At 47.2% G+C, this 13,631-nt stretch carries 12 protein-coding genes, 2 pseudogenes and 1 other annotated feature; of the genes and pseudogenes, 2 read left to right on the forward strand and 12 right to left on the reverse strand.

All coding sequences use genetic code 11. The annotated features are described in order from the left end of the window. Positions 1-30: 30 nt before the first annotated feature. Both J2Z18_RS19275 and J2Z18_RS19280 read right to left on the reverse strand, forming a co-directional pair. Positions 31-1,497: a serine hydrolase domain-containing protein gene (locus J2Z18_RS19275; RefSeq protein ID WP_007130919.1), complete on the reverse strand. Its 1,467-nt coding sequence runs from the start codon at positions 1,495-1,497 to the stop codon at positions 31-33. A gap of 76 nt (positions 1,498-1,573) precedes the next feature. Next, positions 1,574-2,380, reverse strand: coding sequence for a class I SAM-dependent methyltransferase (locus J2Z18_RS19280; protein WP_007130920.1), 807 nt, complete (start codon positions 2,378-2,380; stop codon positions 1,574-1,576). 59 nt (positions 2,381-2,439) lie between these two features. Further along, positions 2,440-2,671: a binding site (T-box leader), on the reverse strand. 208 nt (positions 2,672-2,879) lie between these two features. Between J2Z18_RS19280 and J2Z18_RS19285 the strand changes: the two genes are divergently transcribed. Continuing rightward, positions 2,880-3,434 carry a histidine phosphatase family protein gene (locus J2Z18_RS19285; RefSeq protein WP_084046568.1) on the forward strand — a complete coding sequence of 185 codons (555 nt, stop codon included), beginning with the start codon at positions 2,880-2,882 and terminating at the stop codon, positions 3,432-3,434. Positions 3,435-3,615: 181 nt separating this feature from the next. Here J2Z18_RS19285 and J2Z18_RS19290 read toward each other — a convergent pair whose 3' ends face one another. From J2Z18_RS19290 to J2Z18_RS19310, 5 genes are all read right to left on the reverse strand, one after another. Next, positions 3,616-4,191 (reverse strand): PadR family transcriptional regulator, encoded by a 576-nt coding sequence (locus tag J2Z18_RS19290; RefSeq protein WP_007130922.1) that lies wholly within the window; start codon positions 4,189-4,191, stop codon positions 3,616-3,618. 154 nt (positions 4,192-4,345) lie between these two features. Continuing rightward, positions 4,346-5,743, reverse strand: coding sequence for an MDR family MFS transporter (locus J2Z18_RS19295; RefSeq protein WP_007130923.1), 1,398 nt, complete (start codon positions 5,741-5,743; stop codon positions 4,346-4,348). 38 nt (positions 5,744-5,781) lie between these two features. After that, the gene (locus J2Z18_RS19300) at positions 5,782-6,135 is read right to left on the reverse strand and encodes a VOC family protein (protein ID WP_007130924.1); all 354 of its coding nucleotides are present in this window, start codon (positions 6,133-6,135) and stop codon (positions 5,782-5,784) included. Positions 6,136-6,388: 253 nt separating this feature from the next. After that, positions 6,389-6,949, reverse strand: a complete 561-nt coding sequence (locus J2Z18_RS19305) for a DUF4256 domain-containing protein (RefSeq protein ID WP_007130925.1) — start codon at positions 6,947-6,949, stop codon at positions 6,389-6,391. A gap of 34 nt (positions 6,950-6,983) precedes the next feature. Beyond that, positions 6,984-7,178 carry an SRPBCC family protein gene (locus J2Z18_RS19310; protein WP_040738919.1) on the reverse strand — a complete coding sequence of 65 codons (195 nt, stop codon included), beginning with the start codon at positions 7,176-7,178 and terminating at the stop codon, positions 6,984-6,986. 264 nt (positions 7,179-7,442) lie between these two features. Here J2Z18_RS19310 and J2Z18_RS19315 point away from each other — a divergent pair, with 264 nt between their 5' ends. Then, on the forward strand, positions 7,443-8,273 hold the full coding sequence (locus J2Z18_RS19315; RefSeq protein ID WP_007130927.1) for a methyltransferase domain-containing protein: 831 nt from the start codon (positions 7,443-7,445) through the stop codon (positions 8,271-8,273). Between the two features lie 63 nt (positions 8,274-8,336). Here the strand turns inward: J2Z18_RS19315 and J2Z18_RS19320 are convergent, their stop codons facing one another. From J2Z18_RS19320 to J2Z18_RS30545, 5 genes and pseudogenes are all read right to left on the reverse strand, one after another. Beyond that, entirely contained in the window at positions 8,337-10,097 is a 1,761-nt protein-coding gene (locus J2Z18_RS19320) for a recombinase family protein (RefSeq protein ID WP_007130928.1), read from the reverse strand. Positions 10,098-11,588: 1,491 nt separating this feature from the next. Continuing rightward, a pseudogene (locus tag J2Z18_RS30535) lies at positions 11,589-11,681 on the reverse strand (GTP cyclohydrolase); the annotation flags it as partial. Positions 11,682-11,827: 146 nt separating this feature from the next. Next, positions 11,828-12,229 (reverse strand): hypothetical protein, encoded by a 402-nt coding sequence (locus tag J2Z18_RS19325; RefSeq protein ID WP_155609839.1) that lies wholly within the window; start codon positions 12,227-12,229, stop codon positions 11,828-11,830. 4 nt (positions 12,230-12,233) lie between these two features. Next, a pseudogene (locus tag J2Z18_RS30540) lies at positions 12,234-12,413 on the reverse strand (group II intron reverse transcriptase/maturase); the annotation flags it as partial. A gap of 634 nt (positions 12,414-13,047) precedes the next feature. Further along, positions 13,048-13,631 (reverse strand): group II intron maturase-specific domain-containing protein (locus tag J2Z18_RS30545; RefSeq protein ID WP_280922097.1); only part of this gene is annotated, 584 nt, incomplete at its 5' end.

Raw genomic sequence — 13,631 nt, forward strand, 5'->3', positions numbered from 1 at the left:
TTTCATCAATTCGAATGATTGCATACGAAGTCAAAGCTTCTTATTCATTAGCCTCCCGGAAGCCCGATAATCGGACAAATGGAAGGAGACGTTGATCTGAAATTGGACATCGATGCTCTCTCCCTCGAACGTCATCGTGTAGGTAACCACATATGGCGTTTCAATATAATACAGATTCAGCCGCAACGTCCGTTTATCCAGCCAAGCAGCATAGGCCACCACCTCTTGCAAAGGCATGGACAAATCTTTATGGAACCTATGCCGCGTTTGCACCGGTTGCGTAAAGTCGAGCTCCAGGAGCTGCTCGCTGTCCTCCTCACGACCATAGCCCAGCAGAAGCGATAGCTTAGAGTCCCGCAAGCGAAAACCGATTCGGTTCAGCCCTTGCGGATTGTCATTGTCACTCAATCCGTAGGTGCGAAGATGCAGATCCGGTACACCGGCCGGTATCGGCCGTATTTCCGGCTCCTTGGAGCTGATGGAAGCTATGGTCTGCTGCAGTCGGGGATCGTCCTGAAGGTCCTCGGACTGCTGAATCTCCTTAGCGTCCAGCAGCTCTTCATAAATCAAATCCAGCAGAACCTGAAGGCGGGCCATACTCTTAAAGCTGGCGTTCACTGCAATGACGATGTTTTCGCGAGGGGTCACAAAGCACATCTGGCCAAAGGAGCCGTCCCCCCGGTAACAGCCCCGGCGGCATAGGTGAAACTGATACCCATACCCTTGTGCCCAGTCGACCCGTTCTACGCCTGGACGGTTATCGCTCTGCTCGGATGTAGCAAGCTCAATATACCGCTCCGATACGATTCGCTTGCCTTCATACATCCCCCGGTTTAACAGCATCTGGCCGAACTTGGCCACGTCTGCGGTGGTAAGACTGAGACCCATTCCTCCAGCCGCGATGCCCATCGGGCACGTCTCCCAGGTTGGCCTTGAAATCCCCAGCGGTTCAAACAAGCGGGGCATCAGAAAATCAACCAGACTTTGGCCGGTCACCTTCTCGATTATGGCGGCCACCATATAGGTAGCGTGCGTGGTGTAGCAATAGCGTTCTCCCGGTTCAAGCTCGACTTCTTGGGCAAGGAACGCCCTGACCCAGTTCTCCTCCCTCGCGATTGCAGGATAGATGTTGCCGAGATGGCCGGTGCTCATGGACAACAGATGATGCACGGTCATTTTCGCAAGATTCGGTGACACCCGGCCCGGGAGTTCATCGGGAAAGAACGAGATGACCGGGTCGTGAAGCTCCAAGTATCCTTGATCCCAGGCGATCCCCGCTGCGATCGAGGTAAAGCTTTTGCTCAAGGAATACAGCAGCTGGAGGCATTCCTTCCGGTAGGGGGCGCGGTACCATTCGGCCACCGACCTCCCCTCCTTCAGCAGAATAAAATGATTCACTTCCAGGGCCTGCTGCTCAAGCCGCGTAAAGAACGAGTTTATGGCGGCGGCTGACAATCCTTGATGCCCAGATTTCGCGATGCTGATGATACGTTCCAACCGTGCTCCTCCCCTATCCTTTTATATATATCGATGTATTTTTCGTTGGCGTACGTATAATTTCACGGTTCTGCCGCTATTTCCTTTTGCCGATGTACAGCAAATGAGAGGAGATCCCCGCAATGGATGGGTCCCTTGCCATATCAATCAGCGTGTTCAGCAGCTGTTCAGACTCGCCCTTGTCCTCCCATGCCTGCATCTGTTCCTGCGACAGCAAGCCGCCGATGCTAGAAGAGCCGATCAAATCGATCGTTTCGAATCCATGGCTTTCCATGAAGGGCTTGATCTCATCAATGTTGAAGTAATACGCACCCGTAAAGCGCCCCGGATCGGCGTGATTAAATATCCCGGTCCTGCGGAACCGATCGATCGCATCCATCGTGTTATTCGGCTTCCAGAAATCCGGGAATTGTAACGACGTCAATGTCATCCGCATTCGGCTCTGGAAAGCAACAAACACCATCCCTTCCTGCTTCGTAACACGGAACAGCTCTCGAACGGCACGAATTCGTTCTTCTTCCCGCTGCAAATGATAGAGGGGTCCTAACATGAGCGAGGCATCGAAGGACTCATCGGGCAAACCGTTTAAATTCGTTGCATTCAATACATGAAAGCCGGCGAAGCGTTCCATGAGCCCCCGTTCGGCCGCCTTCTCCCTGGCCGTTTCAACAAGTCGGGGCGTTAAATCGGAAAGGGTGACTTGATAGCCCTGCTCCGCTAATGCCATCGCATATTTTCCGGGCCCTGCGCCGTTATCCAATACCCTCCCGCTTGAAGGCAAATAATGCCTCATATAATGCCAGTTAATGATAAATTCGAGCGGTTCCCGATCCAGCCTTCCCCACTCATCGAACCGGGAATAGTATTCAATCACATGTTCCATGCCGATCCCCTGCCTTTTATTCATGGTTTGTTGTTACAAATAAAAAAAACCTATGCCTATAAAGAGGCGATAGGTTTTCCCTCGCGGTACCACTCTTTTTCAATTCGCTGGACGCCTAAAGAATCCGCGAATGATCTTGGAACCTTCTGACGGAGGTCATCCGTTAAGACCTACTGAAATTCAGCCTTACCGCTCATGGGTGAGCTTCAGGGCCTGATTGACTGTCTCCCACCGAAACCGACAGCTCTCTGAACAATGCAGCTCCTTACTGTTCCCATTCATTGCGTTTTCCCTTGATTAAATTTCACACAGTATACCCCTTCCAAATAATCCCTGTCAACACCCATTTCAATATCCAATATTCCGGGAGCGGATGGTGAAGCAATAGAGGCTTCTACGCTGCTTCTTCCTAATCCCGTTCAATCATTCAGCTTATATTGCATCAATCGATATGTTAAAATATGGTGCATAATCTTGAGAAGAGAGTTGGTTGGCGCACATGATGACAAACCTCTATTTCGTTCGGCATGCGCACTCGGTATATTCCCCGGATGAACGAAACAGACCCTTATCGGAACGCGGACATCAGGACGCTGCAAGAGTTGCGGAGCTGCTGGAGCCTGAATATATTCATGTCCTCATATCGAGTCCGTATAAGAGAGCCGTTCAAACGATCGAGGGGCTAGCGGAACGAATCGGGGCCGGGATCATCCTCGAAGAAGATTTTCGAGAACGATTATTATCAGAGCACCCCGTCGACGACTTCGAGCATGCAGTCGCCAAGGTGTGGGAGGACTCCTCTTTCGCCTGGGAAGGCGGAGAGTCCAATCAGGCTGCCCAATCGAGAGGGGTCCGGGCACTTGAAAGAGTACTGGAACAGTATAAAGGGAACAACATCGCCATCGGGACTCATGGAAACATCATGGTGTTGATCATGAGCCATTTCGATCCGCGGTTTGATTTTAGCTTCTGGAGACAGCTGGATATGCCTGACATTTACAAGCTAAGCTTCAGCGATCAAGACCTTGTGGAGGTACAACGGATATGGAACTGACCCTCGCCATCCACTTGGTGAGGGTCTTAATACGATTCAATCTCACCAGAGCTGATTAAAAAAACAAGAAGAGGGGCATGCCCCTCTTCTCTATTATTTCAGTCCATATTTTCGACACATTGTCATTTCGAGTTCACTATGGTCGACCACTTCTCATGGTTTGCTTTAAGCTTATCAGCTCTTACTCCCGTTCAAGCTCTTTTCCTTCCGCTCGATGGCCATCGATTAACTGTAAAACCCACTCTTCGTCAAAGCGGAGCTTCTCCAGTCGATGCCGGAAAAAGATCTGAATGTAGCGCTGCTCTCCGGCAGGAATCCGCTCGTCCTTGCTAGCATATTCCAACCGTTCTTCTTCATGACGGATTTCATAACGCAGGTAATCCTTGTATTGGTGTAAAATCAAAAACTGCAATTCCTTGCTAATCATTTCAAAGTTTTTCAATTTCGTATAAAAATGCAGCTCGTAATCCGGGGAGTATGGAATCGGTTCTTCCATCAGCCGGAAAAAACGAATTCGGCCTTCATCTGTAAGTTTATAAGTCTTTACCTTTTTACCTCTTCCCTGCCGGGCACCCTCCGGTTGTTCATCGGGAACCTGTTCGATCAGACCGTCTGCAAGCATGCTGTGGATAAGCGGATAAATCGCCCCCCAGCTGACCTTTCGCGTAGGTCCAACAATTCCGTTCAAAATCTGATGCAGCAAATAGCCGTGCATCGGGTTATTCATCAATTCGCCGAGTATGAACAATTCGTACAAGCGAATGGCCTCCCTTATCCGTTCTACTGCTATTAAGTAAACAACAGTATAACATACGGTGGGCTGAAAAAACAGAAAAGCCGCGGTCGCCGCGACTTTTCCGAGTCCTATCTATCCGTTTGGAGGGCCGATTGTCGGCCTATTGTCCACTCCTCTATCCCCCGACCTGCTGCTGCGCCATCATATTACGACGTTTTGGCAGAAGCATCACGGCAAGCATGTTCGCAACCGCTATGCCGAACAGGAGCAGAAAAACGGCATGCAAACCGGCAGCCAGCTCCGATCTGGAGCTGAGGGATGTCACATGTTGGTTATAAATCGTACCGAACACCGCGATGCCGACCGTTTGGCCCAGCGAACGGAACAGCATGCTGGAAGCGTTCGCGACGCCGCGTTGCTCCCAGCCGACGACCGATTGCACGACAACCGTGGACGGTGTCGCCACGAAGCCCATTCCCAGCCCGATTAGAATGAGGATGCCAATCCAGAATACGTAAGGGGAGTTCAACTGAAGCGCAATAAGCCAGACTGAGCCGGCCACTACCAGCGCAGACCCGAATACAATCGAGGTTTTCGCCCCGACCCGGTACATCAGCCTGCCGGCGATGTTGGCGGCAAGCGGCCAGGCCAGGGACATCGGCATGACGATCAGTCCCGAGCTCGTCGCGGAGTTCCCGAGCACCGACTGAATCCAGATCGGCGTGTAAACCGTCAACCCTGTCGTAATGCTGAACGTCAGAAAACCGCTGATATTGGTCACGTTCAATACGCGAATCCGGAAAATCGACAAAGGGATCATGGGTTCATCCGCATGTTTCTCAATCCAGAGGAACAGCATTAAAAATACGGCGGATGCCATGAACAGCCCCACAATCAACGGGGAATTCCACGAATGCTCGGCTCCCCCGCTCAGCAGTGCATAAAGGAGCGTAGAGAAGGATACGGTAAAGGTCAGCGCTCCGAGGTAATCGATCTTTTTCGCCCGGCGTTCGATCGGTTGGTGCAAAAATAGGACGACAAGCAGCAGGGCCGCGGCACCGATCGGCACGTTGATGTAGAATATCCAGCGCCATGACACCTGATCGACGAAATACCCCCCGATCAGTGGGCCTAGAAGGCCAGCCACAGACCAAACGGATGAGAAAATCCCCATCATTTTGCCGCGCTGCTTGCCCGAGAACAAGTCGCCGATAATCGTAAAGCATACGGGCGCGAGCGCCCCGGCACCGAAGCCTTGCAAAGCCCGGAACCAAATGAGCTCAGGCATCGACTGTGCAGCCCCGCACAATATGGAACCGAGGACGAATAAACCGATGCCGACCGCGAACACGGCTTTGCGCCCGAACAAATCGGCCAGCTTGCCGAAAATGGGCGTCGCCACGCAAGTAGTCAGCGTATAAACGGCGAACACCCAACTGAACAGGTTCTGGCCATGCAAATCCGTAATGATATGCGGCGTCGCGGTGGCGACGACTGTCGCGTCCAACGCGCCGATAAACATCGCCGCCAGCAGTCCGGCGACGACCATAATGACGTTGGTTTTCGGCCCCATGGGAAGATGCCTCCTTACTTTGTCTCTATATCCTTGGCTTATCGGTTACAAACCAAATAGAGGGCATTGCCGTCAGGGTCACTGAAATGTACGACTTTGGCGGCTTCGCCTTCTACAGCATGATGGAACTCTACGCCGCGAGACTTAAGTGTCTCGATGGCCGACTTCATTTCTTCTACCTCCAAGCCAATCGACATGCTGCCCGAATTTACCGGGTCACCCCCATGTTCGCCGGCTAGATGCAGGAGTCCGATCGTCAACCCTGGTGCTTCGATCTGCGCAAAATGCCCGTCGCTTTCAGGCAACAGCTTTAATCCAAGGGTTTCGACATAAAATTGCTCCGCCTTCTTCATATCCGACACCATCACCGTTACATTGCCACTCTTAAACATCGTGTTTTCCTCCTTATTCGTTTGATCGATTTTTATTATATCAAAATAATATAATAAGTAAACATATTAAATTGATATAATAATAATTACCAAAGATAGCCCCATTCCCTGCCAGCCAAATAAAAAGAGAGCGCCCAAAAAGACGCTCCCTAAAAACATTTCCTATTCCATTAAAAATTCTCAATCGACGTGCGGATCTATTAGTACAATCCAAAACCATGGAAGCCCCGCAGCAGCGCCGACTCCCTGCTTTTTAGACTCTTAGCGAGCCGCGGAACCCCCTGGCTGCATAGTAGGATTCCGCTCCATTATGGTATACAAAGACCGTGTCGTAACGGCGATCGCAAAAGAGGGCCCCGCCGAGTCTTCGAATCCTTTCAGGTGTGATCACCCAGCTCGATGTCTTCATATCGAAATTGCCAAGCTGCTGCAGCTCCCGGTACTGCTCTTCCGTTAACAGCTCAATGCCCATGGCAGCTGCCATTTCGACGGCACTGCTTTTCGGTTTATGTTCTTTCCTTGACTCCAGCGCTTCGCGGTCATAGCAGACGCTCCTGCGGCCTTTTGGACTTTCAGCCGAACAATCATAGAATATGTACTCGCCTGTCTTGCCGTCGTAACCAACGACATCCGGCTCTCCCCCGGTTTCCTCCATTTCATGGAGCGACCACAGTTTTTCAGGATTTTCTTCAAGCTTTGCTTGTACGTCGGCCCATTCAAGTCCTGGATGGCGGTTCATGTTTTTCTCGAAACGGGCTTTCAATGTTTGGAGTAGTTCTTCACGTTGTTCTGGCGATAACTCCATCTTTGTCATGTTCATTCCTCCTTCGCTTGATCTGCCGCATCTATTATCGGGCATATATGTTGCATTCAATGCTGCCTTCACGGGCATCGAATGCGTCGATCCGGCCTTCCATCCCTTCCGGCGGAAGCCAGGCAACGAGTGCCTTAGGATTCATGAATGCTCCATAGACTGCGTGCGGCGTCGCTTTGACGATTCTTGATGCGATGTCCTTTCTTCTGGATCTTTCCAACATCATCATCAGTCCTTTCCATATTATACACCGATGAAACTCGCAATTTAGCCCTATTTTATATCGAATCAAAAGCGTCCATTTCTTATGGTTTGCTTTTTCTCAGCAATGATAGACTCTGTCGGCTTTAACTTACGCCCTCTCAGGAAGCGGCTCTATGAATTATTCTTGGCTCAACTGGTGGTTGAATAATATAAAAGCTCAAATATGAAGTTATTGTTCATTGCAGGCAGCTCCAATACAATTGGTTTACTAGAAGGAGCGTGAGAGATCATGAAGGAAACATTAGCAAGGAACATAGCCATATACCGCAAAGAGAAGGGACTTACCCAAGAAGAGCTTGCACAAATCCTTGGGCTTTCTTTCCAAGCAGTCTCCAAATGGGAGAATGCTCAGTCGATGCCTGATATTGCATTACTCCCTGAGTTATCGAGAACGTTAGAAGTAAGCATCGATAAACTTCTTGGGTATACAGCGCAGGACAAACGGATTACGATTTATGAGGAAGAATATAAAACACAAGATTATTACTGGGGGACTGAGCCTAATGATGCATGCTATCAGGTCTTGCAACTTATGCCTCCGACCAAACGCCTGAGATTACTGGATATTGGTTGCGGCGAAGGGAAAGACGCCGTATTCTTTGCAAGAAATGGATATGAGGTTAGCGCATTTGACGTTTCTGACGCGGGGATTGAGAAGACAAGAAGCCTCGCTGAAAAAACCGGAGTTCACGTTCATGTCTTTAAGGCAGATATTTTGGATTACCGTTTAGATACTCATTATGACATTATTTTTTCAAGTGGTGTGCTGCACTACATAAAGCCGGAATATCGTAAAGAGATATTTGATAATTATAAGCAGTTTACAAACGAAAACGGCATTCATGTCTTTAATGTGTTTGTAAATAAACCGTTTATTGCTCCGCCACCTGAAAAAGAACCCAATGCCTATAAATGGTACTCTGGGGAGTTACTCACGCATTATCACGACTGGCTCATGAAGGACAGTTCGGAAATCGTTTTCGACTGCAATTCTTCAGGGATTCCTCACAAACATGCCATGACTAACATGATTGCACAAAAGATAACCTCGTTTAGCTAATGTTACCATGCTAAAATACGTCAAAAAAAAGAGGGGCTCTTTCACCCCTCTTGATTTGGCCAATCATCTCCGATTTAATTGTCCTTTCGCACGAGCAGTGTACAGGATTCCACATGTGTTGAGTTGGGAATAGGAACATGAATCACTCCTTTCATTTACTGAGGGCTTTTTTCGATTTTGCCTGCCCATCTTGGCTTGAACGCTGCTCGTAAAGCCTGTTTTATAGATAAAAGTTAGCTTATAAGGATTAGGGTTACCTTCATTAAGGCTCTCTCCAATTATAACTTTATCAACGACGCTCTCAAACACATTCCGGTCAAATGTAGACAGGATGGCATTCGTTTGAAGCACTTTGCGGAAATGTTCAATTCTTTTCTCGATATTGATTTCTTCTTGCGCCGCTTCCTCCAATCCCTCTCTTTCGTCGAGCAGTTCGGTCAACGTGGATTCGAGTTCCTCAAACTTACGCTCATATGTTGGGCGGTCTATTTTTTCTTCCAGATGCAAGTCGATCAGTTTACAGCGCTTATGTTCAATCGCCTGGATTTCATTTATAATTTTGTTCAATTGTTTTTGATTGTTCTGGTCACTAAATACGGATTCCATTCTGATTAATAATTCGTCTAACACATCCTTATGATTACTACAAACTAATTTGTACGTTTCAATAAATGCACCTTCAATAATTTTTTCTTCTATTCCTTTGCTGTGCGGACAAAATCTTTTTCCCTTCTTCGTGTTAGTGGTACACTGCCAAATTGTCTTTTCATGCGATGTACCACTATTCCAACTCCGCCGAGAGAAGTTGGAACCACAGAACGCACATTCCAACTTGCTGCTAAAAGCGAATTTCCTACTGTATTTTTCCCGTTTACTGCCTTGTTTAAGCTTCCCGCGATTTTTTCCTCTACGGTGCAATATATCCTGTGCCTTGTTAAAGACTTCTTCGCTGACAATTGGCTCATGATGATTTTTGATGTAGTATTGATCTTCCTCACCATGATTTTCAAGTCTGCGCTTGGAAATCGGATCGAGAGTAAACGTCTTTCCCTGAAGGAGATCACCTTTATATTTCTCATTCTTAATAATGCCTAGAACAGTTGTATCATTCCATTCGGGATTCCCTCTTTTCGTCTTATATCCAAATTCCATCAGTTCTTTTGCAATCACGTATGCACCAACACCAGAAATATAGCGCTCAAAGATGTAGCGTACAATCTTAGCTTCTTCTTCGTTTACCGATATCTGTTTGGTAACGGGATCATAGTCATATCCAAGGCAGCTTTGAAATCCAACCAGTTCCCCACGTTGCATTTTCATTTTCAAGCCCATTTTTACAATAGAAGAAATATTCTCAACCTCTTGTTGAGCTACCGAACTTAGAATGGTTAGCAACAATTCCCCATCCATGGTAAGCGTGTTGATATTTTCTTTCTCAAAAAATACAGCAACGTTTCTTTCTTTCAACATGCGAACATATTTCAAAGTATCTACAGTATTTCTGGCAAACCTTGAAATGGACTTGGTAATAACCATATCAATTTTGCCATCCATGCAATCCTTTATCAGTCGTTGGAAATCATCACGTTTCTTCACTTGGGTTCCAGTGATGGCTTCATCCGCGTAAATGTCCACCAATATCCAATCGTTTCGTTGGCTAACCATATCTGTATAGTGAGCAACTTGCGACTTATAGCTGCTTAACTGTTCTTCCGTGTCGGTACTCACTCTGGCATAAGGAGCAACGCGCAGACGGTCTGGCCTTCCTCCAACACGATCTGATAGCTTCCGATTGGCTTTGATTACTTCAACTGCATACCCCATTGTTAAGGCTCCTTTCGTCTTATTATCACGATCAGTGTAATAAGAGTTAAGCAGACCAACAATTGTATGAATCAAGAAGTCAGGTCTGAAACAACATCGTATTCCTTCATGGTTTTGTTTTTGATAAGAGTAAACTCTTTTTCCGAAATCAATGACAGAGCGAATAATTGTTTCAACATGGCAATTTGCATGCTATATCTGATTAATTTTCGACTCATCATAAGCCCCCCGTTTGGTTCATTACATCTTAAACAGAGATGCGACAAAGGACGATAACCTTATACGCATCTCTGTTCTTCCTTGTTTTGGTTATATCGCATAAATCCAATTCCAGCGGCCGGTGGTTAACGGCCTCATAGGTATAGTCCGAATACCTCTCCCAGGATCGCTGCAAGCCGCCCCCATTGCGTGATCTGCCTAAAAGCAGAGCTGTGGCTGGACGGAAGTATCATTATCCCCCGCATGGGTCATCGCCTTAAATGGAACCACCATTTATTATTGCATGGACAAAAATCGCTCTCACCCTGCTACTTCAAACATAGATCGAAAAAAAAACAGAATGGTCATGGCGCACCTGCAATTTGGCTTTCCTAGACATGCGGGGAACGTACTGGAATGGATGGTATTTGATTTTCAAGGTACAGAAAAACAGCAGGGGACATGCCCCTCTATCATCCGTTTCATTTTGAAGTCAAAATCGGACCTTTCTATGAAAAATAATGATAGAAAGCTCTCTGTACAGTGGAAATCTTTGGCATAATAAGCTATAATAATGGCGAGGTATGGAAGAAATGGTCCCAACAAGAGAGGTTCTGAGCTTTGTCAGAAAGCTCAAAAAAATGATGAATCAATTTGAGGGAAAATAATGTGAGTATTTCGAGATCATCATCCACATGCGCCGAGAGTTTAATCTCGGTTACAGAAAAGATGGGATGTATCTGTTGCCGAAAAAAATTAAAAATGGCCACTTAATGCTGTCGCGATTACATCTCGGTCAATAACCAGCTTTACATGTAAGGAAACTGAACAAAGTGAAGAAAATCCCGTTGAGGGTGGAAGCTAGTGAACTGGTGGATCCCGAAGAATAATTCAAGAGAGTTCAGAAGAAGCAGGAAGCTTTTCAAGAAAGGCTCTACTGCTTTTTGATCTTATGTAAATATCTGTGGAATTAATTCTCTCCGATTATACTTTGATTTTATGGAAATTCATTGATTTTTTTGCTTAGTTTGCAAATTCGATATGTTGTTTTCCAGTCCGGTATTACTTCACTTTAAAGCTATATCCTGACCTGAGTTATTTAACTATAATTGTGACTTTGTAAGTTACGAACATGATTGGTATGGGAGGAGACTCGAATTTGGCGGGTCGCTTTCTTTTATTTGTTAAGAGCTTAATGCGCTGCAGGTTGTTCAGATTACTCATTATATATATAGGTGCTGGTCATTGTCTACCGCTCGACCCTGCATGCAATGAATGAATAAGCTGCACTTGTTCTGCCCTCCTACTGCCAAAAACATCTCCAGTATGGTAGATGGAATGAAATCGAATTAAGGCGTGCTCTGCATTTTCGAAATCGCGTAAAACTGACATGTATAGACTCCATTTCGTTGGTTTTCTGGAAAAGTCTTGTCTTATCTTGTGCTTATATTGCGACAGTTATGTTGAGAGTTATCCTTAAGGGGCAAACTATATAGCCTGCGAATTAGTATCCAGGTATGGTTTCATCTGAACTAAGTACCTTTCTCAAAGACCGGAAAAGCTTCTTCTTTGGAAACTTGAATCATTTCTTGAGGGAATGTTTTCTTAAAGTACTTTTCTACTCTGTGATGGATATCTTTTTGATACCATTCCGAATGTCCATAGGCTTTGAACAACTGTGGCTTGCCGAGTCGTTCAGAGCGTTTCCCCATCAAACCATTCCCGATATTAAGTGTATCTATCCATATCCGATCTACGATACCTTCCAGTAACTTTGGGAAATCCGGAGTGAACGGCAGTACAGGTGAAATTGACGCTTGTATAGTTATCCCTACCTCATGTACTTCTCTTAATGCTTGAATTCCCAGCTTAATTCCCGGTGCAACCGGAGCAAAAAGCCGCTTTATATCTTCCCGATCGGTTTCAATTGTCATTGACAAAATGGGCTTCAAAGATAGGAGTAAGCACTTGGAGAAGAGCCTGTTGGATAAAGCGATCTACCACAGACGAAATGCCAAATAATCTGACTACGCCGTCGGGTTTCGGGATTTCGACCCTTCGGACTGGTGCCGTTTGATAGGCCCCTTCTAATAGTTGTTGTCGTATAAGCGGCCAGTGCTCATGGGGCTCGGAGTTTGCCGGACGACGCTTAACCATCACTTCAAGGCCCTCCGGGCTTCACCCATCTTTCCTTGGAAGAGTTCCGTCAGGAATTCTGCTTCAACGCGTCGTTCTCGAAAACGTCTGATCCATCCTTGAGTTGACATTTGGCCCTTCCCTTTTTCAGGCGTACCTTACTCACGCACTATGACCTTTGCTGACTCCTGCACGCTCAGCAAAACCTTACGGCCTTGGTTACCATCCTCAGATGGCGTTCCGTGCAGGCCTCCTCGGATAAGGATGCGTACTTTCATCCATGCACCTGTCCAATATACCCATACAGCCCTTGGCGGCTTAGGACTTCGCCTTGTTTCGCAGACTCGTCCGACTGTACTAGCCTCACATTGGATTCGTGTATCTCAGGTCGAGTGTTTGCCTCCAGCTTCCTTCAGATTCCACCTCACGATGGACACCCTTACTTTTGGCTAACGGTAGGTGCTCGCCAGCCCCCGCTTGGGACTTTCCCCTAAAGCACGGCACCCATGCCGGGCTAGAGTGAAAGGCTGGGCGGGGCCCAGCCCCTCCTCATCAAACCGTACGTGAGGTTTTCCCTCATACGGCTTTCCGATGTTCGTCATCATGAGCATGCAGATTACAAGAGCGTTTTAAGTCCATATTGAATAGACAAAGACTTCACTTCGCGCAGCGAACTCAACCATCGTCTGCGTTTGTGTTTCTTAGCATACCACTTCGCAAACCGCTGCCGGATATACCAATCCAACTTCGCCATCTTCCTCTGGCTGTAAGCTGTGTAGTAGTAATTGCGCCAGCCTTGAATCTTTGGATTCAGGTACTCCACGTGCTCTTCGAAACTCAGGCGTCGCATACCTGGCGGAGCTAATCGCTCTTTTACCCCTTCCCGTATTCGCTCTTCCGCCTTCCGGCACAACCACTGCTGGGTTGTGTAGTACACTTGGCCTTTGGATGTTTCGGCCTTCGTCTTTCGATGATGCATGCCCAGAAAATCGAAGCCTTCTTCCCCAGTCCAAAGTCCAACGATGCGCGTTTTCGTGGGGTGCAGGGTTAATTCCAGGCGTTCCATAATCGCTCGTATGAGTTCATAGGCCCGCTGTGCGTCCTTTGGAGTGCTACGATAAAAATGCAGTCGAAAAATACCCTCGTATGAAATAAAATGAAAGCTGACGAGAGGACGGGAGACAATGAATCGATACGACA

It is taken from the genome of Paenibacillus lactis, assembly GCF_017873605.1.
Lineage (GTDB): Bacteria > Bacillota > Bacilli > Paenibacillales > Paenibacillaceae > Paenibacillus_AQ > Paenibacillus_AQ lactis.

Bases quoted from the DNA above. Each gene is read 5' to 3' on its own strand.
- J2Z18_RS19280 (WP_007130920.1), bottom strand. From the start codon at position 2,380: ATGGAACATGTGATTGAATACTATTCCCGGTTCGATGAGTGGGGAAGG.
- J2Z18_RS19285 (WP_084046568.1), top strand. From the start codon at position 2,880: ATGATGACAAACCTCTATTTCGTTCGGCATGCGCACTCGGTATATTCC.
- J2Z18_RS19295 (WP_007130923.1), bottom strand. From the start codon at position 5,743: ATGGGGCCGAAAACCAACGTCATTATGGTCGTCGCCGGACTGCTGGCG.
- J2Z18_RS19300 (WP_007130924.1), bottom strand. From the start codon at position 6,135: ATGTTTAAGAGTGGCAATGTAACGGTGATGGTGTCGGATATGAAGAAG.
- J2Z18_RS19305 (WP_007130925.1), bottom strand. From the start codon at position 6,949: ATGACAAAGATGGAGTTATCGCCAGAACAACGTGAAGAACTACTCCAA.
- J2Z18_RS19310 (WP_040738919.1), bottom strand. From the start codon at position 7,178: ATGATGATGTTGGAAAGATCCAGAAGAAAGGACATCGCATCAAGAATC.
- J2Z18_RS19315 (WP_007130927.1), top strand. From the start codon at position 7,443: ATGAAGGAAACATTAGCAAGGAACATAGCCATATACCGCAAAGAGAAG.
- J2Z18_RS19320 (WP_007130928.1), bottom strand. From the start codon at position 10,097: ATGGGGTATGCAGTTGAAGTAATCAAAGCCAATCGGAAGCTATCAGAT.
- J2Z18_RS19325 (WP_155609839.1), bottom strand. From the start codon at position 12,229: ATGACAATTGAAACCGATCGGGAAGATATAAAGCGGCTTTTTGCTCCG.